General features: G+C 52.8%; 27 protein-coding genes. 24 read left to right on the top strand and 3 right to left on the bottom strand.

Annotated features, from left to right (window positions below; translation table 11 throughout):
• From NMK_RS10670 to NMK_RS10645, 5 genes are all read left to right on the top strand, one after another.
• Positions 1-600: a hypothetical protein gene (locus NMK_RS10670; RefSeq protein ID WP_109015748.1), complete on the top strand. Its 600-nt coding sequence runs from the start codon at positions 1-3 to the stop codon at positions 598-600.
• A 152-nt stretch (positions 601-752) separates the two neighbouring features.
• Positions 753-1,100, top strand: coding sequence for a hypothetical protein (locus tag NMK_RS10665; protein WP_109015747.1), 348 nt, complete (start codon positions 753-755; stop codon positions 1,098-1,100).
• A 67-nt stretch (positions 1,101-1,167) separates the two neighbouring features.
• Entirely contained in the window at positions 1,168-1,374 is a 207-nt protein-coding gene (locus tag NMK_RS10660) for a hypothetical protein (protein WP_109015746.1), read from the top strand.
• 111 nt (positions 1,375-1,485) lie between these two features.
• Positions 1,486-2,007 carry a hypothetical protein gene (locus NMK_RS10655; protein ID WP_109015745.1) on the top strand — a complete coding sequence of 174 codons (522 nt, stop codon included), beginning with the start codon at positions 1,486-1,488 and terminating at the stop codon, positions 2,005-2,007.
• A gap of 338 nt (positions 2,008-2,345) precedes the next feature.
• Positions 2,346-3,176 carry a hypothetical protein gene (locus NMK_RS10645; RefSeq protein ID WP_109015743.1) on the top strand — a complete coding sequence of 277 codons (831 nt, stop codon included), beginning with the start codon at positions 2,346-2,348 and terminating at the stop codon, positions 3,174-3,176.
• A gap of 44 nt (positions 3,177-3,220) precedes the next feature.
• Here NMK_RS10645 and NMK_RS10640 read toward each other — a convergent pair whose 3' ends face one another.
• Positions 3,221-3,742, bottom strand: coding sequence for a hypothetical protein (locus NMK_RS10640; RefSeq protein WP_109015742.1), 522 nt, complete (start codon positions 3,740-3,742; stop codon positions 3,221-3,223).
• A gap of 164 nt (positions 3,743-3,906) precedes the next feature.
• Here NMK_RS10640 and NMK_RS10635 point away from each other — a divergent pair, with 164 nt between their 5' ends.
• Complete coding sequence (locus tag NMK_RS10635; protein ID WP_109015741.1) at positions 3,907-4,245, top strand: hypothetical protein; 339 nt, start codon at positions 3,907-3,909, stop codon at positions 4,243-4,245.
• A gap of 35 nt (positions 4,246-4,280) precedes the next feature.
• Here NMK_RS10635 and NMK_RS10630 read toward each other — a convergent pair whose 3' ends face one another.
• Positions 4,281-4,514, bottom strand: coding sequence for a hypothetical protein (locus NMK_RS10630; RefSeq protein ID WP_109015740.1), 234 nt, complete (start codon positions 4,512-4,514; stop codon positions 4,281-4,283).
• 169 nt (positions 4,515-4,683) lie between these two features.
• On the opposite strand from NMK_RS10630, the gene NMK_RS10625 reads away from it, so the two are divergent.
• The 16 genes from NMK_RS10625 (at position 4,684) to NMK_RS10550 (ending at position 16,722) form a co-directional block, all read left to right on the top strand.
• Entirely contained in the window at positions 4,684-6,222 is a 1,539-nt protein-coding gene (locus NMK_RS10625; RefSeq protein ID WP_181376247.1) for a Sak single strand annealing protein, read from the top strand.
• Positions 6,223-6,288: 66 nt separating this feature from the next.
• Positions 6,289-6,696: a hypothetical protein gene (locus NMK_RS10620; protein ID WP_109015738.1), complete on the top strand. Its 408-nt coding sequence runs from the start codon at positions 6,289-6,291 to the stop codon at positions 6,694-6,696.
• 65 nt (positions 6,697-6,761) lie between these two features.
• Complete coding sequence (locus NMK_RS10615) at positions 6,762-7,901, top strand: AAA family ATPase (protein ID WP_109015737.1); 1,140 nt, start codon at positions 6,762-6,764, stop codon at positions 7,899-7,901.
• A gap of 82 nt (positions 7,902-7,983) precedes the next feature.
• The gene (locus NMK_RS10610; RefSeq protein WP_109015736.1) at positions 7,984-8,634 is read left to right on the top strand and encodes a hypothetical protein; all 651 of its coding nucleotides are present in this window, start codon (positions 7,984-7,986) and stop codon (positions 8,632-8,634) included.
• Positions 8,635-8,755: 121 nt separating this feature from the next.
• A complete protein-coding gene (locus NMK_RS10605; protein ID WP_109015735.1) occupies positions 8,756-9,385 on the top strand; it encodes a transglycosylase SLT domain-containing protein in 630 nt (209 codons plus the stop codon).
• Between the two features lie 102 nt (positions 9,386-9,487).
• Positions 9,488-10,618 carry a hypothetical protein gene (locus tag NMK_RS10600; RefSeq protein WP_109015734.1) on the top strand — a complete coding sequence of 377 codons (1,131 nt, stop codon included), beginning with the start codon at positions 9,488-9,490 and terminating at the stop codon, positions 10,616-10,618.
• An 82-nt stretch (positions 10,619-10,700) separates the two neighbouring features.
• Positions 10,701-10,907 carry a hypothetical protein gene (locus NMK_RS10595; protein WP_109015733.1) on the top strand — a complete coding sequence of 69 codons (207 nt, stop codon included), beginning with the start codon at positions 10,701-10,703 and terminating at the stop codon, positions 10,905-10,907.
• A gap of 80 nt (positions 10,908-10,987) precedes the next feature.
• Complete coding sequence (locus tag NMK_RS10590; protein WP_109015732.1) at positions 10,988-11,455, top strand: hypothetical protein; 468 nt, start codon at positions 10,988-10,990, stop codon at positions 11,453-11,455.
• 95 nt (positions 11,456-11,550) lie between these two features.
• Entirely contained in the window at positions 11,551-12,360 is an 810-nt protein-coding gene (locus NMK_RS10585; protein ID WP_109015731.1) for a hypothetical protein, read from the top strand.
• Positions 12,357-13,040 (top strand): BtpA/SgcQ family protein, encoded by a 684-nt coding sequence (locus tag NMK_RS10580; protein ID WP_109015730.1) that lies wholly within the window; start codon positions 12,357-12,359, stop codon positions 13,038-13,040. Before NMK_RS10585 ends, NMK_RS10580 begins: the two co-directional genes overlap by 4 nt.
• 15 nt (positions 13,041-13,055) lie before the next feature.
• Complete coding sequence (locus NMK_RS10575) at positions 13,056-13,349, top strand: hypothetical protein (RefSeq protein WP_109015729.1); 294 nt, start codon at positions 13,056-13,058, stop codon at positions 13,347-13,349.
• Positions 13,349-13,933 carry a rhomboid family intramembrane serine protease gene (locus NMK_RS10570; protein WP_109015728.1) on the top strand — a complete coding sequence of 195 codons (585 nt, stop codon included), beginning with the start codon at positions 13,349-13,351 and terminating at the stop codon, positions 13,931-13,933. Before NMK_RS10575 ends, NMK_RS10570 begins: the two co-directional genes overlap by 1 nt.
• Positions 13,923-14,597 (top strand): thiol:disulfide interchange protein DsbA/DsbL, encoded by a 675-nt coding sequence (locus NMK_RS10565; RefSeq protein WP_109015727.1) that lies wholly within the window; start codon positions 13,923-13,925, stop codon positions 14,595-14,597. Before NMK_RS10570 ends, NMK_RS10565 begins: the two co-directional genes overlap by 11 nt.
• Complete coding sequence (locus NMK_RS10560) at positions 14,597-15,343, top strand: beta/alpha barrel domain-containing protein (protein WP_109015726.1); 747 nt, start codon at positions 14,597-14,599, stop codon at positions 15,341-15,343. The genes NMK_RS10565 and NMK_RS10560 overlap by 1 nt, the downstream gene beginning before the upstream one ends.
• Before the next feature lie 62 nt (positions 15,344-15,405).
• Positions 15,406-16,395 (top strand): hypothetical protein, encoded by a 990-nt coding sequence (locus tag NMK_RS10555; RefSeq protein WP_109015725.1) that lies wholly within the window; start codon positions 15,406-15,408, stop codon positions 16,393-16,395.
• Positions 16,396-16,446: 51 nt separating this feature from the next.
• Positions 16,447-16,722: a hypothetical protein gene (locus NMK_RS10550; RefSeq protein WP_109015724.1), complete on the top strand. Its 276-nt coding sequence runs from the start codon at positions 16,447-16,449 to the stop codon at positions 16,720-16,722.
• Between the two features lie 30 nt (positions 16,723-16,752).
• Here the strand turns inward: NMK_RS10550 and NMK_RS18305 are convergent, their stop codons facing one another.
• Complete coding sequence (locus NMK_RS18305) at positions 16,753-17,217, bottom strand: hypothetical protein (protein ID WP_146187177.1); 465 nt, start codon at positions 17,215-17,217, stop codon at positions 16,753-16,755.
• Between the two features lie 340 nt (positions 17,218-17,557).
• Here NMK_RS18305 and NMK_RS10540 point away from each other — a divergent pair, with 340 nt between their 5' ends.
• Entirely contained in the window at positions 17,558-17,899 is a 342-nt protein-coding gene (locus NMK_RS10540) for a hypothetical protein (RefSeq protein ID WP_109015722.1), read from the top strand.
• 33 nt (positions 17,900-17,932) lie between these two features.
• Positions 17,933-18,208, top strand: coding sequence for a hypothetical protein (locus NMK_RS10535; RefSeq protein ID WP_109015721.1), 276 nt, complete (start codon positions 17,933-17,935; stop codon positions 18,206-18,208).
• Positions 18,209-18,250: the final 42 nt, after the last annotated feature.

Below are 18,250 nucleotides of genomic sequence, written 5' to 3'. Positions count from 1 at the left end.
ATGCGTAAAAGCACTGTCATTACCGGTCAGGTGTTCGGCACCGTCGACTGGGTAACCGATGACAAGCGTGAAATAGGCATGTTTATACGAACATCCGGTCGTCAGACCAGATGTATTCTGCAAGGCCCGGTTGTGGAGCAATTTATCGCCAACAACCAGGTCGCCAAGGGAAACCTTGTGACCAGCTTTGGAGACCTTAATGCGCGGGTAATGAAACGCGCATCCTCGAAGCTTGAACCTGAGTTGTTACTCAATGCGTTCAAACTCGACATAGAGCCTCCACGTACTATCCGCCCAAGAGGCGCGCTTTACGCGCAACTCAAGAGCGTTGTTATGTACTGGGAAGAAAAGACGCTTCACATGAAGAGTTTTCTGAATTCCCGAGATGCTGGCCATGCGGATTGTGTGACGTGCTCCGTTTTCATGAAGTCATGGGTTGACGGTATTGAAGAGGAAGGCCGAACAAGCTTTGTCTCTAATATCGCCGTCGGCAAGGAGTACACCGCTATGTGTAACGTCGAAACGGACGTTTACGTTAGCAACGGCAAGGAAGTGCCAGTCCTGCGCTTGTTACCTACGGATTTCAAGCTGCAGGGCTAGCAGTTTTCCTTATTCTGAAAAAAACTTGCACATTTAGCTTTTAGTGCTATACTAGTTCGTAACACCTAGGGCATAAATGGTACTTAGGCGTGACCAGCCCAGGCATATTGCCTCAACACGTTCAAGCCATCAACTAATGAGAGGAAATTCAAATGGCAAATCGCATCACTATCGGTAATTCCGTTATCTCCGGCTTCGTTAACTTCGTCGAAGGTAAGCGCCTGGTCGTAGGCACCGGTTCGTACACTCCCAAGGGTGGCGAAAAGGTGTTCAAGGAATCCATCACCGTCTTCGCCGACGACGCCTTCAACGGCGCCATCCCGGCCAAGGGCGACTACGTGAAGGTTTCCGGCGACGTGGTTGTTTCCCCGCGCAAGGACAAGCCCGAAGAGCTGCAAGTCACCATGAACGTTCGCTTTGCGAACCAACTGGTCAAGGCTGAAGCTCCGAAGAAGGCCGAATCCACCGAAGGTGCTCCCGCGAACAGCGACGACATCTAAGCCTAACGGCTAACCTTAACAGCTCGGGAATTTCTCTCCCGAGCTGTTTGTTTTTGTGGAGCCTGCTATGACCCGAAAATATGAGCCACTTCACCTCAATGTCTTTGATGAGGCGCGTGCGCATTCCAGTCATAAAATGAAGCGCCTTGAAGAGCTGCTCCGCCTCCACCCTGTCGATTCAATCAACCCGCTCCCCGTTTTTGTTGAGGCTCAGGCGATAGCCGCCAAACGCATGCAACCAATGCGCGACGCATTAGCCAACCTTGTTAAGTAAACATTCACCCCTTACTTAAGGCCGCTATACCATTTAATACTTGCTATATCAATATAAATGTGATATAGTTCATCCCGTATTCCTTAACAAACTTCTGTTTGGAGCACACTCATGAATAAGACCACGACCTCCCTGCTCGTAGCAGCCCTGATTGCGACCGCACTGCCTGTCCACGCCGGCATTTTAGGCTCTGATGACAACTCCTCGTCCATCGAGAAGGGGCAGGCGCGTACCATGAATAAGGTCGCCAAGGGCACCGTGCTTCAGGTCTCGGAAGCCAAGATTGAAGAATCCACTACTGCGAAGTCCACCGGCGTGATGGCGGGTGCGGCAACGGGTGGCGCAATTGGCTTGGGCAATAACGGCCGAGGCGGCCTGCTGGGTGGTGTCCTGGGGGCGGTCATTGGTGGAGTGGGTGGCGCGGCAGTGAGCGCCTTCGCTGGCAGCCAGAAAGCGCAAGACTTGGTGATTCAGCTCGATGATGGCGAACTCACCAACGTGACCCAGGCCGTCGACGACAAGGTTGGCGCGTTTGCCGAAGGCGACGCCGTTCTGGTGGTTTACAAGGGTGACTCCGCCCGTGTTATCCGCAACAAGATGAAGGCTGCGGCGGCTGACGCACCTGCCAAGTAAGCCCTCCTCCATACATCAGCCCTTCTATGGTTAGAAGGGCTTTATTTTTGCCTGCAACCCTATGACCACCTATAGCGCCTGCGATACGCTTGACTCCTTGAATTCGGAGCAATTGGAGCTCCTCTCCAAGTCGCAATGCGACCTCCTCATCGTGTACTTAGCGGAGAGGACCCACTTTGATGCGCACCGTATCCGCCTTTTGCTGGAAATGGGCGCCATTGAAGCTAGCCGTCGGCTTGCTGCAACCGGTGAGTCGCCGTCCGGTAAGTCCGTGTAGCGCGCTATACAGGATACAGAGGAAAAATCTGTATCTCGTTAACCAAGAAAGGAAACAGCACATGGAATCTAAACAACGGATTGCCATTTACAACTACGAGAAGGTGTTGGGTTGTATGGTCAACGGCTCCTCCGAACTCGCGCTGAGCGAAGACGGTGACCGTGAAGAGCGCGACCTGCTCGACGAAGGCCTCGATGTGATGAGCAAGGCTTGGCCACGACGCAAAGCGTTCATGGAAAGCCGCATCGAAGCCGGCGAAGAAATCGACCTCGACGCCGAGGAAGCCGACTTCTTCCGCAAGAACGCTGACGGCAAGACCATCGTCGAGGCTCAGTACGTTATCGACATGATTCGTACCGACCGCAAGATGGCCAAGCTGGCGCAGACTTCGAGCATTTTCGATGTTGAAGGTGCCAAGAAGCTCTCCGAGCTTTATGCCAAGTACGGCATCGAGACGGTCAAGGACTTCAAGGGTTTGACGCTCACCGGTATCGCCTGGTCCAAGAAGGGTGCGCAGAAGGAGAAAATCCTCCTGCATGCTACGCGTCCAGATGGCAGCCCGGTTTGCATCCGATTCGAAGCTAGCTTCAACCTCGGATTCAAGCTGCTGCATGCGGTGCTCGGCACTGACCTGCGTGTCGGCCAGACTTTTGACCTGACGGTTGAAGCGGTGGATGGCGCAATCGCCAAAAACAAGCGTGCCGGCAAGGAAGTCGAAAAGCTCGGTCGCTTCGTCAACCATAACCTGGAATTGAAGGCCAACGGCAAGACCCAAAACGGATATCCGCCCAAGGGTGTCGCCTTTGTGCAGAAGCCGACCATCGAACTGATGGAAACGCTGCTGCAACAAGTCCAGATGGCTATTCAGGCGCCTGACAAGAAAGCTGCTTAATCGTTGTCTCTGACAGCCCGATTCATTCGGGCTGTTTTTATGTGCTAAATACCTTGCGAGACAATCATCCACTCTCGCAGTTTATTAATGAAGGTAGTTGGTTCAATTAGTCCATATTGAATCAGCTTCAATGGAATATCAGCTTTCGGAATATCACCAGCAGATAGCCTCTGCTTTATAAAGGCAACCATTTCCGCAGTATTAAGGGGGTCAGGGATAATTTCATCTTTGATACTGAAATTGTAGAGCGTATCGGGATAAGATGCCTTCGCCAACTCAATCAAGTTTTTCTCTAAATCGCTAGATATGGCGGCAATAGCGGTCTGCGCGTCATCCTCGCTTGAAAATGAAATTTCAATGGTTAACTTTGCCTTTAATGCCTCCTTTCCAACAAATGAATCATTATTCTCATTTCTGATTTGTATATTGAAAATGCCCCGCTCCTCCAGGCTAGTCTTTAGCTGAACTGCTTCCAGAAGGCTATCAACCTCAACCTTTGTCCACTTTGGCGCATCGGTAAAATCCCACTCGTCATCCGGCTCCCCGTAAGTAACAGAAATCCCCATACTAATCCCACACGCAGTTATAAAGGACGAATGATAACCCTGATGAATAGGAGAAGGAATCGCTTGATAGGTCACATAGGCCTAGTTGAGAAAAATCATCAATTCATTGACCAAATTTGGCAATTAATTGAACATTAGAGTTGTCTTTTGATGATTGGAGTTGTATGACAGTTGAGCGCTACAAGGATTTACTCCTGACTATGGTGCAATCCTCCGAGGTGGGAAATAAGCAAGAATTTGCCTCGATAATTGAGCAGGCTTATACGCGATTCTGTGCCTCAACCTCCACTCGCATTACCACGGAGGAGTTTGCTCAAAAGCTCGGGCTTGCTGGCCGCGTAAGCGTTGCCCGCCAGCTCCTGGTAGGACTTGGTGACCGTGCCAGGATGGACCCACTCAAGCCAGATGTACCCCTGTCCCATACCTACTGGACCGTAGAAGTGGATGCACTAGCAGAACTCATCCACGCTACCACCAAGGAAAACGGGGCAGATTCGCAATAAAATGCCTCTCGCAAGGAGAGGCATGAGATAGGCTATTAGGCAGCCATTGCCGGTGATGTTGTATTGAGCAATTCAAGACAGGCAGCTGCCTGCTCGAAATCCAACTGTTGTTGCTTGAAGCGATTGTATGCGCGGTCGAAGGGTCCGAGGTCGTTTGCACGCGCCTCGGCTTCAATCGCCATCGCTATCAAGTAGTCAACATTCAACTCATTGGCCGCGAGCCGTTGGCGCTTAATGATGACATCCAACTTCATCTGATTGATGTTCATAATTTTTCCTTTCATAGAGCTGACGCTCACAGATTGTTAACAAAATAGATTGCCGCAATCAGTATAACAATCAATTGACGTTATTGTGTTTACGTGCTATAGTTGCTATACGCTATTGTAGTCGATGGACATCCCATTTTCTGGCTACGTTAACTTTCTGGAGGAAACAATGAATAAGTCTTTCTATGATGCAATGTCTGCGGTTATCGATAAGTCCGAAATTGCCAACAAGGCTGGCCTGTCGTACCTCAGCGCTGCTACTGCCATGCGTCTCGCCGGCCGCCCCAATGTCGAATTCGTCGACTTTGACGGTAAGCCCCAGCTGGACTGCTTGAACGGTGCCCTGGTTGCGGTCGATTTGGTCATTCCTGGTGCTGACCTCAAGCCTCAGCGCATGTGGCTTCCGGTGATGGACCAGGAAAATCGCGCAATCGATTCCAGCAAGATGACGCTGACGGATGTGAACAACAGTCGTCAACGCTGTCTGGTGAAGGCAATTGCTGCGGTATATGGTGACGGCCTGTCTCTATATCTCGGCTGCGATGGCGACGGTGTTGCTGCCGCCAAAATGCTGGGCATCGAGCCGACGTCCAACCTTCCTGATGTTCAGGCCGTGGTTGCCACGCTGAACGAAGGTGGTGCGCCGTACGTCGAGTGGAACGTGGCTATTGCTGCGTGCCGCATTACCGACCCGTCCTTCAGCTGGTCCGTCGTGGAATGGAATGGCTTGCCTTTCCGTACCGTGATGGGTGGCGTGATGGTTGACGTTGACACCGTGTACAAGGGTAAGAGCCAGCGCCTGTCGCTTCCAGTGATGGATGCTGCATTTAACCCGATTCCGGCTGCCAAGGTTACGACGTTCGACTGGAACAAGGCAGTGATGCGTGCGCTGACCAAGTGCATCGCGTTCAACACCGGTTACGGGCTCAGCGTTTACGCGAACGACGAGTTCGGCAATAAGTCGAAGGCGAAGGTCGATGATGGCCAGAAGTTCAGTGAAGGCAAGGATGGTGGCAAGGGCGGCAAGAAGTCTAACGCCAAGGCTGAAACCCCTGCTCCTGCTGAAACTCCGGCGCCGGAAACTGCTGCCAAGGAAACGGCTGTTGAACCCAAGGTTGAAGAAACCAAGGTTGAAACGCCCGCCCCTGAAGCGGCTGCTACTGAAAGTGCTGCGACTGCCACTGCGCCTGTTGAAACGCCTGCACCGGCCGAAGCAGCCGCTCAAGCTACGGAAACACCGGCTCCTGCTGGTGATAACGCTGTTGCGGATTGCGTCACTCGCTTCAAGGGTGTGCTGCAAAAGCGCCGTGCTGCTGACGGTACCCCCGGTATCATCAAGCTGTTTAGCGACTTGAACGGTAGCGCAAAGTACACGGCAGAAGAAAAGCCGGTTTGCTTTGGTGTACTGGTTCCGGCAGCTGCAGCCTGCACTGCTGAGGACGACATCGTGAACCTGCTGGGCGAAATCAAAACCTACAAGGCGATGGACTTCGTTGCTGCGGATGGTCGTGATGTTGTCGCCGGCAAGCTGACGGCAACTGCCCTCAAGGCTGGTTTGGCCGTTAGCGACGATGGCCTGCTGAACGCTGTGACTTTGCTGGTTGACGCTGGTGTCGCTGCCAATAGTGGTGACGTGATGCGTCTTGCTAAGCTTGGCGGTGTACCTGCTGAAACCATGGACTTGCTCCTGGCTGCAATCGAGCAGTAATTAAGTAGTCTCTCCTCAAAAGCGTCCAGTTTATCTGGGCGCTTTTTCCTATTTCTGGAGCGCGATATGGACCCGTTGTTGTCTCGCAAGGATTTTGAAGTCCAGGTACTGAAGCTACTTCGAGGAAAGTGCTGCCTATGCTCCGCACCAGCGACGGCAGCGCACCATATCCTAGACCGCAAGCTGTTTGCTGACGGTGGATATCGCCTGAGTAATGGCGCTCCGGTGTGCGACGCTTGCCATTGGAGGTGTGAAACCACCGAGGTTTCGGTTGAGGATGTGCGTAAGGCCTGTGGACACAACGCCCTCGTACTTCCGGATGGTTTTGAACCGGCGCTCACCTATGACAAATGGGGAAACCTCATACAACCGGACGGATTCCGGATACCGGGGCCGTTAGCGGAGGACACCGGCACTATCAAAGCGCTAACCAAGGGCGGCGTGTACTGGAAGCTATTGCGCCACCAAAGTTAAGTTAACAAATATGTTGCTTTTAGTGGGTTATTTGGATATAGTTAATCAAATCTAAGGACAATATCATGTTAACTTACGACGCACTTCGCCAGGCGGTTCCTGCGCCCAATGGTCAGATTGCCTGGGGCTCATTGCTTCCCATGCTGCCTGACGTGGCCGCGTTGTCGGTTGTCCCGCAAGACCCTGTGTTCCATGCCGAGGGTAACGTCCTCATCCACACTCAAATGGTGTGTGAGGCGTTGGTGACCTTAAAGCCCTACCAGGAGGCTGATGCTGACCGCCGATTTGTGCTGTTTTACGCGGCGCTGCTCCACGATATCGCTAAGTGGTCCTGCACCATCACTGACGAGCATGGCCGCATTCGAAGCCCGGGCCACTCGAAGCGTGGCGCCGTAGACACACGCATCCTGCTCTGGCGAGCCGGGGTGCCCTTTACCCTGCGGGAACGAATTTGCCGCATCATTTTGCAGCACCAGACGCCATTCTTCGCCATTAAGGGTTCCCGGTCAGGGGATTCTGCAGAGTTCATTGTGCGTAAGCTCTCTTGGGAGGTGAATCTCCTCGAGCTTGCGGCCGTCGCCGAAGCGGACATCCTTGGCCGGGTTTGCGATGACAACGCTGACGTTCTGGTGAACATCGAGCTCTTCCGTGAGTTGGCAATGGAAGAAGGCTGCTTCGAGTCACCGCGGGCCTTTCCTGACCCACACACCCGCCTCACCTACTTCCGCACCAGTGGAGGTATTGCGCCCGACTACCCTTTCCATCAGGAGCCTGGGTCGCTGGTGACTGTACTGGCGGGCCTTCCGGCATCTGGCAAGAACACCTGGGTGGACAAGTATGGCGGTGGCTTGCCCGTGATTTCATTCGATGATGCGCGTGAAGAGCTTGGACTCAAGCATGGAACGTCAGCGGGCGCAGCGGTGCATCTTGCTGTCGACCGGGCCAAGGAATTGCTCCGCAAGAAGGCGTCGTTTATCTGGAACGCCACCAATATCAGCCATTTGATGCGGACCAAGTGCCTCGACCTGCTGTTGGCCTATGGAGCAGAGGTCACTATCGTGTACCTGGAGAGCCCAGAACACACCATCAAGCAGCGGAATAACAAGCGAGATACGACCCTTACCAATGCGGCCATCGACAAGATGCTGCATCGATGGGAGGTGCCGCTGGAATCCGAAGCTCATGACGTGAGATACCAAGCCTAGGTTCGCAACCTACGGCCAATGAATGCCATCCGCCCTATACCTATAGGTATCACTTGGTCAATTTTTTAAAGAGGAAACAATAATGGCTACAAAAATGAAAGTATCGGGTGGGTTGGCGTTTATTCAGACAGCTGCGGAGGCGATGCCTCGCACACTGGGTGACCGTGAGCGTATTTTCGGTATGTGCGACATCATGGAGAAAGCCATCCGGCTACGCTTTCCGTTCGACAAGAACGATGGGGCGGAGCTAAGACGGCTGGGTATCCAAACCTCAGTTGGCGTTTTCAGGCCACTCGATTACTACAGCAAAGCTGTGGTGGCGGGAGGAACGTACGCTCGGATGTGGGAAACCTACTACAGCCAGAAACCATGGAAAGCTTCGCGTGCAGTTATCCAGCGCCCATCCTACGGACACCATGGGCGCGACCTGGAAGTGATGAACAATCATCGAATAGCGGTTGGTTTGCAACTTTTGTTGCCAGCCTCTAAAGATGATGAGGACACCGGATTGGTAATGTACCAAGGCTTCCAAGTTTGGCACTGCACGTCAATGAGCAATGACACCATTACTATTTGCCGGTATCGCTCAAGTGACTACATGACCAGCTTACGCTCACGTGATTGGGAGTTCAGCCGTCCAAGCCGACATCCCGCAAAGCGCATGACGTTAACCAGGGAAGAATGGGCAAAACTCAATCCCAAGATAAGTAGTGAAATGAAAGAAGCAGCCTAGCACTCCGCAGCCCTCATTGAGGGCTGCTTTTATTTGGGCACATACCCTCAGGCAGCTAACGCGGCTCCCTATACCTCTTTGAGCTTTAGCTCGTGATTTATATCAATCAGGAGGAAATATTATGCAAGCATCGCAAAGCAAGGCGAGTCAGGTCGCCGTATTTGTAGGGTTAGTTACCGCGTTTACCTCGGCTGTTACAGGTTTGGGTTGGCTAGGGCAGGCTGCTTTGAGCGTGATTAATGCGCAGTATCCGCAGCCGGCTATGATGGTTTCACAATGCCAGGCCATTGACGCCAAGGAGCGGCGTGTCGCGCGGTACATCGCGGCACACTGGAAAGTTCCTGCTCGCGAGGCAGTCCAGATGGTCCAGACCAGTTATATCGCAGCTGCGGTTTACAAGGTTGACCCGGTGATGTTGCTGGCTGTCGCAGGCAAGGAATCATCATTCCGCCAAATCGGTAATCCAGACGGCGGGGATGACCCGATGCGGCCCTACGGCATCATGCAGGTGACCGGCAAGTGGCATGCTGAAAAGTTCGAAGGAGGCGTCCATAAAACGACCCTGTCTGAGAATATTTTCATCGGCGCGCGCGTGGTTCGGGAATATCTCGACCGCGAAAAAGGCGATGTTCGATATGCCTTGATGCGCTACAACGGGACACGGTACCAAAACGACCGCTATTACCAAGGTGTGACCGGGATTCAGCAGCAGTTGGTGCTGGCCATGGCCGATAAACGCTGGGATGCCTGAGGCATTCCATAAAGCCTCAAGCCCACCTCTTCGGTGGGCTTTTTTAGCGCTATACAGAACCAGGTCAAGAACCTAGTTCATCAATAATTGGAGGAAATAAAAATGGCTACAACCATCGCAAGTTTGTATCTCAATCGTATGGTGCCTTTGGCACAGTTGCTGAAGCTGTTGGACTTGTCTGTACAGCCACTTCTGACCGCGCGGCAGCTCAAGTACAAGCTTGGCTCAGACTACGATGCAGAGTCCTTTGCAAAGCTCTATCGTGATTATCACGACAGCATTTTGGACACGCTGCATTTACTGAATGGGTATCTTCAGTCTGTACAGTCCGCTCACGAGGTAACCCTGTATACGTTGGATGCCAATCTTGGCGAGCTCTTCAACAACGTAAAAGTTGTGCTGGAATTTGTGTTGAACCCGAAAGGGCTTCAAGACGCAATGCAAAGCAAGCTGGGAAAGGCGATAAATGGTGACAGACATCTTGGATGTGCTCCGCAGGCCAAGGCGGCTGAAACCATCTACGTTCAGGGGAAGGAAGCTACAAAAGCTCTTTCAGAAATCGGCAGAGCCATTAATTACAGTCAGGCAAGTCGCAACAGCTTCATCCAGACCTGTCAGCGCCTGGGCAGTAAGCAGGAACTGATGAAAAATGGCCGTCTTAATTACTGGATGACGCTCGTTTCCAATCTACCATGGGACTCCGTTTATGAAGCGCTCGGCGTTAAGTTGCCTGCGCCTCAAAATGAGGGGTCACATCAAGGACAGGAGCGACTGAACGCGTTGGTCACTGCACTCCCAGGCTACAAAGACTTTTTGCGTAGCCCTCAGCTCGTGATTTCTGCAAGTAAGAATAACGCGTCCAAGATACCTTCGGATGTTGCGGTGTCGGTGGTCAACGGTAACTTTTTGCTGGAAAAAAAGGTTGCCGTACCAGCCTGTCCTGACGAAGGTGGCCTTGAAGCTGAGTATGGCGCATTTCTGCGATTCCATGCCGCACGTTTTTCTGATGATGCTACGCGTACCGTCAGCGTTGAATGCGCGCCGGCCGCCATCATACAGGGCTTGTCCGCGCTGAAACGTCAGACTGATGCGCTTCTGGCTGAAGATGTCGCCTTATGGCGCCGGTATGAAGCACATCAACGGGAATCCCGTTCTGCCGTCTTGATGGACCGCTTGAACGCGACCTTCACTCCTGAAGAAATCGCTCAGCTCAAAAAGCATTTGGCAGTTTAGTAAACGTCTCACACTCCCGGCAAGCCGGGAGTTTTTTCCTATACGGGACTGTAGTTAGGTCAAAACTTTATAGGGGATTCAAATGCAACATTTCGTACCGACCTGGGTTAAGCCATTGCTTGGCCCGCGTGAGCTTCAAATCCTTGATGCACCCGACGTGGAATTTCTGTGTGACGACGTCGATGGCGCGCCGCTTCCGAATCACCAGCAATTGATTCAAAGCCCGTCTGCAGGCGCCTTCATGCTGGACACCTTTGAACGCAAGGTCATTGCAATACAAACTCACTAACCTCCAAGCGGTTCAGCACATGCTGAGCCGCTTTTTACTTGGCGCTATACAACGGGTGATTCTAATTTTTCGAGGCCATTATGCTGACTGTTAACACCACCCTACCCAAACTGTGTCATGCCAAGGTCGGCGCCCAAGTGCGGATACCCGACCCAAAGACCGGTGAAATCCTGCCGGAGATATTTCTTGTCACCGCAATCGATGAGCCGAAGCGAAAACCTGCCCGACCAGGATTGAGCTATGGCTTGTATGACGACCAGCGAAAGTTGCTGCTGGTATCATTGACGACAGGCATTGCCCGCGCCATGCCGCATCTATCCTCTCGCGTTGAGATTGTTAAGGAGCCAATCGCTCCTGACGATATCACGATACACGAGCAGGATACGGTAGACATCTGGTACCGGCAGAAGTATCACCGCTTTAATCGAGTGGCCACCATTAACCTGGCCAGCCGGACCTCGGTTCTGGAAGGCATCGCAGGCTTGGAAGGCATGACCATTGAAGTCATTCGTGGATTTGGGCATACCGCAAAAAACATCGAAAATTAACATTCTCCATAGCCGCCCTGTGCGGCTATTTTATTGACAATTTTCGCTTACTGTGTTATAGTTAATCATCCAAAGTAAACTGGGTGCCTCGCGCCATGGCTAAACTGAAGCCTATCGATTTCAAATTCGAGGCGAAAGCCGGAGAGCCTCTGGAATTCCGGTCTGAAGTCTCAGTGCTCGACTCAACGGGTGAATTCTCCCTCACCATTCCGGATGTGCTGGCTGAGATTGCCAAACGCATCGCAATTAGTCACCGCATGTATGGCGTCGATATCGACCGCCCTCGAACTCATTTGCGCGTTACGGGCAAGACGCTCTCCAATTGCAAGAACTTCATCAAGCATGTGGCCGAGGAATACCTCAAGGTCGAGGTCTTTGAGGAGTTTGTTATCGTCTACAGCCAAGAATCAAAAGTGGCCTACATGAAGGATGCGGATGGCACCCTTTATCCGAATGGCACGTTTTGCAGCAAGAGTTATGAAGACGGTAAGGCAAGCTGGGGCGGTAAGCTGGATGCCACCCGTGGCGCTGAATACTATCAAATCGGCCTCAAAGCCCGAGTGTTCAAAAAAATCACCTATACCCGTGACTCAGGCTCTTCAACAGACTATGAGTGGATGACTGATACCCAAGCCACTCAACTTGGGCCATGGGCCAAGAAGCTTAATGCCATTATCGGCTTGAATTGGCCTCGCAGCGGACAGCGCGATGGTTATCAAGTGGGCCGGCTCCCGCAGCTTCCCTACACCGAGGAAGGTGCCATGTTCTTTGCCAACATGCTGATGTCGATGTGCCAGTTGGCTGACCGACTGGATGCGTTCTTTGGCAATAACGAACATGTAAAACGAGCCATCGAGCAGCAGGCAAACCTGCTATTGCCGGGGCCGAGCAAGGAATTTCTATGATTGAGCAAAAACGATGGGTCTATCCCGTCATTCATCACCTCGATGATGTCACCACCATTCACCAGGCTTGCGTTGCGAAGGCTTGTGGCGCAGATGGGGTATTTCTCATTTCACACAATGGGGAGGATAGTGACCTGCCCCCGCTGGCGTACCAACTGAAATGCATGATTTCCTCAAGCCCAAGGGAATTCAAGGTTGGTATCAACCTGTTGAGCAAGGATGCCTACACGGCTTATCGTTACGCGCGAAAACACCTCATCGACATGGTTTGGGTTGATGCACCAGGCGTTTCGTCCGAAGGCGGCTATGCGGAGGAAGCTAGGCGCATGGCTGACATTATCGACGGCAGCATTGATTTCTTCGGTTCCGTGGCCTTCAAGTATCAACCGCATGAGCCAAATCCGGATATTGTCGCCGTGATGGCGCGCGACCTTGGCATGCTGCCTACCACCAGCGGCACTGCGACTGGCTCCGCTCCCGACATTGCCAAGGCAAGGTTGATGAGCAAGGCACTGGAGGGTGGCCCTCTAGCCGTCGCAAGTGGCATGTCCGTCGACAATGTAGACGCATACCTCCCCTACTTTACCCATTACCTGGTCGCCACCGGTGTTTCGCTCGACGAGAACCATTTCGACCCTGAAAAACTAAAAGCCTTCGTTCGCAAAGTACATGAATACTAGGTTCCTGATTAAGCCATGTCTAAACTAAGAGATTTATTCGAAAAATATTCCGGCGAGTATCGTAAATTCGAGGAGGTGCCTCACAAACTGAGCCCGCGCCCTGATGTGTGCGCCTTCCTGCTGCTGGACCGCTTGCTGCCAGAGTCCTCCCAACTGGGCCGCGCGATGATTTCGGCTACCGGGTATGACGTCATTTACCTCGATGTCGACCTGGAAGCGCTTGAGCATCGGGCGACCGGGCCAGACATCATGACGTTGTGCCAGTGCGGTGTTCGCCTTACCGGCAACGGGCTGGAGATGTTCGTTTAATGGAGGCGTTACTCGCAGGCGGGAAGAGCCGGGCGGCTACGCTGGCCTGGTTCGTTGGTTCCATCTGGCTCGTGAGTTGGGCGCACTTCCTCCTACCGTTGCATCTTGCCTGGTTGGGCGTGCATCCTCGAACTCTCTCTGGCCTGGTTGGAATCGTGTCTGCGCCGTGGCTCCACGCAAGTTTGGCGCATCTTATTTCGAACACCTTCCCACTGCTAGTGCTTGGCTGGCTCACCATGTATCCAAAGAAGACCGACTTCGCCCCGGCAGTCGTTGGCAGCATGCTTGGCGCAGGCCTACTAGCCTGGGTTATCGGCGGCACTGGAACCGTGCATATTGGCGCAAGTGGTGTGGTGTTTGGCTTAGGCGGATTTGTGGTGGCCCGTGGCTATTTCGCTCGCCGCTTCACTGAGCTCCTGAGTGCACTTCCGGCTACCGGCCTATACGGCATGAGCATGCTGTTTGGCGTGCTGCCCATCTACCCTGGCGTCTCCTGGCAAAGCCATTTAGGCGGCATCATCGGCGGCATCCTCACCGCCAAGCTCATGTACTCATCCAATATAAGGACTAACGATGTTAATTAAACTACTGGTGGCTGAAGCCATTTTCTTTGCACTGACCGGGGCCGCATATGCTGACGCCCCGAGTAAGGCCCCGTTCGACCCCAAATGGCAGCTTCAAGCCAATGTGCCTCAAACCTTTCGACCTGTTGTTGGCGAGGCGCCCGTCAAACATGCTATTGGCCAGCCGGTGGAAGTGGTGGAGTATTTCTCGTATGGCTGCCCGCACTGCGCAGATTTCAACCCAGAACTCGAAAAATGGGCTGCAGCACAAGGCGCGCGTATTCAGTTGAAGCGTCTTCCAATCAGCTTTAACCGTACGGCCTGGAAGGAACTGGCTCGTATGCACTGGGCCCTGACCGACATGGGCGTCATGACCCCCACGTTAAGCCAAAACATTTACAAGGCTATCCATAAGGACCATGTTCCCCTCGACGCTCTGGCCAGCCAGAAAATGTGGCTTGGGGCCCAACATATCGATGTGAAAAAGTTCGAGGAAGCGCTGAAAAACAAGACTATCGATGACCGTATCAATCAGGCAGCCACGGACATGATGCGTCAACAGCTCGTAGGGGTTCCCTCGATGAAGGTTGGTAATCAGTATGTCGTGCCGGCGGATGCGCCAGAAAAGATGCTGGACAACTCCGGCAAGCTCGTCAACAAACTAATTCAGGAAGAGGTGAAATAATGCTCCTGCCGCCCTATCGCGTCTCCATCACCGGTGCCGATGACCAGACCGACCCGGCACAGCTGGTTGCGCTGAGCAACGTATACCCCAATGCGGAATGGGCGCTCCTCTACTTCCCGGAGAAGGAAGGGCAGGCGCGCAATCCCTCGACGTCATGGCGGCGTCGCTTTAGCCACCTGCGTAAAGCGCATCCATTGAATACCGCGCTGCATATCTGCGGCACCCGGGTTTACCGAGACATCATCGAAGGGGTTTATGACGAGGTGTTTGAGGCTGAATTGGCACTGTACGACCGCGTGCAGGTGAACATTAATGCGCGCCATCGAGTGTTTTCTGACAGCGAAATCGCCGAAGTCTATCTCTACCTGCTTCAGCATGCCGGACATTTGATTTTGCAGTTCCATGAAAATAGCCGGACTGCCATTGAAAGCTTCCTGGAAAACAATCCAGAACTGGTGCGCGCAGGCAGAGTTAGTGTTTTGATGGATGCTTCCCGCGGACGTGGTGTGGCGCCGGCCGCTTGGCCAGAACCGCTATGGGTGGCCGATGTGCCGGTAGATACAGGCTATGCCGGCGGTCTTGGACCAGACAACGTATTGGAGTGCGCCGACCAGGTGTCGGAGTTGTGCGCGACTGAGCACGCCATGTACTGGGTGGACATGGAGTCAAATGTACGCACCAACAATGTCCTCGACTTAGGCAAAGTTCGATTGGTGCTGGATACCTTACACCCTGTAAACTATTAAACATTACCCGGTTCGTGGCTAAGCCACGCCTAAATCAACCTTCCTTTATTGGAGTACGGAAAATGAAAGTCCTGATTGTTTCTGAAAAGCCTTCCCTGTCCCATGCGCTGGCCGCACCGGCGCGAGTGCATTGGCCAGCAGACGAGATTGTGTTTGTTCATGCCGTGCCTTACGGCAACATCCAATTCATGTATCCCCGCGGAAGAAAGCTTTCCGAGTTCCCGCTGCTTTCCTCGCCAAAATACAAACTAGCCTCCTGTGAAGACTGGAAGTGCCCTCCCCTTCGTGTACGGGCCGACGGCAGTTTCGAATCCATCCCCATGACCTTCGACCTTTTCCATGAGGCCGACCTTATCGTAAATGCCTGCGACCCTGACCACACTGGCGCTATTGCATTCAAGGTGATTATGCAGGAGCTGCGAGGCCCTGGCAGCGAACTTGAATGCCCATCCATCAAATTCACCTCGTTTACGGATGAGGTGCTGGCAACTATTTTCAAAACCATGCAGCCCTTTGGTGAGACATGGAAAGATTACGCTGCCTATGGGGAGGTGAAGCGCTATTTCGACTGGAACTGGAATATCAATGGCCAGGCTATTTTAGGGTTGGTGGCTCGACACGTGGACGTTCCCAAGAATTCACCGCCCGTGTCGAAATTCGCGCTCCAATTGATGTTTGCCCTGAAGTCAAAAGGCCCCATGACCACGGGGGCCGTCTGCTCGATGGCCAATAACTGGGGCGGGACAGGGAAATACACTGGGAAGGTATCCCTTGGGTCACCGGCCTCTCGCGGGCACATCGTGGATAATTTGATGGTGGCCGATTTGTTGCAGGTTACAGGGGAAACGTCCAATCTGGTTTCCCTGTCTTCGAAAGGTCTTCGCTACCTGGAGCTGTTGCATCCGGATTGTGAGGACCCAGACCTGCCTTTCAGGCTTGATGCCTGGTGCAAGGCAGGGCTTGATGGCAGTAAGGCCAGCATCGACCGCTACCTAAAGACATTCTTCGGAAAACAGCTCCGCTTTCTTGCAGCTTCTGAAACCACCCTCTAGCTCCAGCGCTATACCTCTTTGCAGACTGTTCTGCTATAGAGGAAATACATTATGGAACTCAGTATTTATGGTCGTTCGGCATCTGTTGAAGTGGTGCGCAAGCCAACCACACAGCAACTGGTGAATTTCATCAAGGAAGCGGATGAAAAGGGGGCGACTGAGCTCACTATCATGCGCGGTGAGGCAGGGCATCAGCTAGCGAAGGGGTTGTTTGGATTCCCCGGCTGGAAGCTTAGCCTCGCGCCTGGTGGGGGTCACACCTTGAACCATGCAACCACTCAGAAGGCGCTGGATAAGTTCAACTACTCCTTAGGCCTCTCGACCTAATACCTCAAAGGCGCCATCCAGGCGCCTTTTTTATAGGCTACCGATTTGGAATCCTACCGGCCCACGGCTCCTGAATGCCGTGACGATGGAATAGACTGGTCCATCGGTATCCTCGCGTAATTCCAGGATGGCAGTGCCCTCACGATTGCGCCACACCAAGGGGCGGTTCGCACGGCGGCCAAGCTCAGACTCATAGTGGATTTTTGACCCCGGCCGGAGGATATTCTGGATGAATCCAATGACATGAGAGGAGGCCTGGTCGACCGAGTCATGGACCGGAAAGTGTTCTTTCCAGATGTGCACCAGCCCAAAGCCAGAATTCGGCCCTCGATGCTGCCCATGCCGAAGCACGATAGGTCCTGCTGGGAACTTGACGTGACGCGAATTGATTTCGGGGAATCGCCCGAATTCGTGGGTGCCGGTACTTGGGTTGAGGATAGGTGTCGCTGGATGCGGGGCGGGAACCAGGAGTTGTTCTTTAACGCTATCGTTCAATCCACGCCCTTTCGGCACAAAAACTAACGGCTCCGTTAAGGAGCCGTCGTGTGTTGGATTTGGTAGTCGCAACATCTCTTTAGCTAACCTAAGGCAAGGGTGCTTAGGTGGGGTCAGAGACCAACCGTCTTAGACGATTGCCGCTACCGCAGATAACCGGATTTCTGCTGCCCAGTAGTCAGAAGCCAATCCCGGAGACGCCTCTACTAATGCTCTTGCAGTTAATCCAACGACTTTAGTATAGAAAGTTCTTTTACAAATGTAAACACCTTTACAGCTTTCTAATGTGAAGTCTGCGCCCTATACAGAGGGGTAACATCATCATTAGAGAGGACATATTATGACAGTTCGAACAATTGCGATAGTTTTAGGTGATAACGATTTCGGGAACACCTTCAAGCCATTGCTGGAGGCTATTCATCGCGCTATCCAATGGAATAATGGGCTATCCAGGGAAGTGTTGGAAAAATCCATCAAGGCTGGCATCGAGTTTCACTACCTAGCCTTCCAGCACGGACGTGATTTCAATCAAAACATTGCTGCAAGGCTTGCTTCAACGCTGGACTATCTCCAGCCGACCATCCTGTTTGACGAGGATGCTGAGGCGGATATCGATTTTAGCAATCACGACGGCGGCGCCTGGTACCTTGAAGTCCAGTCCGGGAATATCCACTACTACTAAGCTATAATCAAATCAGAAAAGAGGAAAAACATCATGAAAAGCACACCAACACCCCATGTTGCGACCGGCGTAACCAAGGAAGAACTGCAACTCACCTTTGGTGCTGGCCGGATGCGGTATGACGTGACGGTTCCAGCAGGTACTCGTTGCAGGAAACTTGATGGCGGGGCTGACCCTTGGGTCGTATGTGACCTGGGGTTTATCGAGGATAAGCGCAGTATCCTGTACTCGGATGCCGATATCTATGGGATTCGCGTGCCCGAGGACAAAATCACTGACATCAAACCTGTTGCCAAGCGGTTCGGGTAACAGCGCATCTCAACGACCATCTCTTTAGATGGTCGTTTTTAT

The organism is Novimethylophilus kurashikiensis, from assembly GCF_003112435.1.
In the GTDB taxonomy this organism is placed as follows: Bacteria; Pseudomonadota; Gammaproteobacteria; order Burkholderiales; family Methylophilaceae; genus Novimethylophilus; species Novimethylophilus kurashikiensis.
Note: the sequence above shows the minus strand (reverse complement) of the source record. Positions and strands in the feature narration are given on the sequence as shown.

Coding starts and splice junctions, on each gene's coding strand:
- NMK_RS10640 (WP_109015742.1), bottom strand. CDS start 3,742: ATGGGGATTTCTGTTACTTACGGGGAGCCGGATGACGAGTGGGATTTT.
- NMK_RS10645 (WP_109015743.1), top strand. CDS start 2,346: ATGGAATCTAAACAACGGATTGCCATTTACAACTACGAGAAGGTGTTG.
- NMK_RS10665 (WP_109015747.1), top strand. CDS start 753: ATGGCAAATCGCATCACTATCGGTAATTCCGTTATCTCCGGCTTCGTT.
- NMK_RS10590 (WP_109015732.1), top strand. CDS start 10,988: ATGCTGACTGTTAACACCACCCTACCCAAACTGTGTCATGCCAAGGTC.
- NMK_RS10610 (WP_109015736.1), top strand. CDS start 7,984: ATGGCTACAAAAATGAAAGTATCGGGTGGGTTGGCGTTTATTCAGACA.
- NMK_RS10670 (WP_109015748.1), top strand. CDS start 1: ATGCGTAAAAGCACTGTCATTACCGGTCAGGTGTTCGGCACCGTCGAC.
- NMK_RS10570 (WP_109015728.1), top strand. CDS start 13,349: ATGGAGGCGTTACTCGCAGGCGGGAAGAGCCGGGCGGCTACGCTGGCC.
- NMK_RS10585 (WP_109015731.1), top strand. CDS start 11,551: ATGGCTAAACTGAAGCCTATCGATTTCAAATTCGAGGCGAAAGCCGGA.
- NMK_RS10630 (WP_109015740.1), bottom strand. CDS start 4,514: ATGAACATCAATCAGATGAAGTTGGATGTCATCATTAAGCGCCAACGG.
- NMK_RS10560 (WP_109015726.1), top strand. CDS start 14,597: ATGCTCCTGCCGCCCTATCGCGTCTCCATCACCGGTGCCGATGACCAG.
- NMK_RS10575 (WP_109015729.1), top strand. CDS start 13,056: ATGTCTAAACTAAGAGATTTATTCGAAAAATATTCCGGCGAGTATCGT.
- NMK_RS10595 (WP_109015733.1), top strand. CDS start 10,701: ATGCAACATTTCGTACCGACCTGGGTTAAGCCATTGCTTGGCCCGCGT.
- NMK_RS10565 (WP_109015727.1), top strand. CDS start 13,923: ATGTTAATTAAACTACTGGTGGCTGAAGCCATTTTCTTTGCACTGACC.
- NMK_RS10605 (WP_109015735.1), top strand. CDS start 8,756: ATGCAAGCATCGCAAAGCAAGGCGAGTCAGGTCGCCGTATTTGTAGGG.
- NMK_RS10600 (WP_109015734.1), top strand. CDS start 9,488: ATGGCTACAACCATCGCAAGTTTGTATCTCAATCGTATGGTGCCTTTG.
- NMK_RS10635 (WP_109015741.1), top strand. CDS start 3,907: ATGACAGTTGAGCGCTACAAGGATTTACTCCTGACTATGGTGCAATCC.
- NMK_RS10555 (WP_109015725.1), top strand. CDS start 15,406: ATGAAAGTCCTGATTGTTTCTGAAAAGCCTTCCCTGTCCCATGCGCTG.
- NMK_RS10550 (WP_109015724.1), top strand. CDS start 16,447: ATGGAACTCAGTATTTATGGTCGTTCGGCATCTGTTGAAGTGGTGCGC.
- NMK_RS10660 (WP_109015746.1), top strand. CDS start 1,168: ATGACCCGAAAATATGAGCCACTTCACCTCAATGTCTTTGATGAGGCG.
- NMK_RS10625 (WP_181376247.1), top strand. CDS start 4,684: ATGAATAAGTCTTTCTATGATGCAATGTCTGCGGTTATCGATAAGTCC.
- NMK_RS10580 (WP_109015730.1), top strand. CDS start 12,357: ATGATTGAGCAAAAACGATGGGTCTATCCCGTCATTCATCACCTCGAT.
- NMK_RS10620 (WP_109015738.1), top strand. CDS start 6,289: ATGGACCCGTTGTTGTCTCGCAAGGATTTTGAAGTCCAGGTACTGAAG.
- NMK_RS10615 (WP_109015737.1), top strand. CDS start 6,762: ATGTTAACTTACGACGCACTTCGCCAGGCGGTTCCTGCGCCCAATGGT.
- NMK_RS10535 (WP_109015721.1), top strand. CDS start 17,933: ATGAAAAGCACACCAACACCCCATGTTGCGACCGGCGTAACCAAGGAA.
- NMK_RS10655 (WP_109015745.1), top strand. CDS start 1,486: ATGAATAAGACCACGACCTCCCTGCTCGTAGCAGCCCTGATTGCGACC.
- NMK_RS10540 (WP_109015722.1), top strand. CDS start 17,558: ATGACAGTTCGAACAATTGCGATAGTTTTAGGTGATAACGATTTCGGG.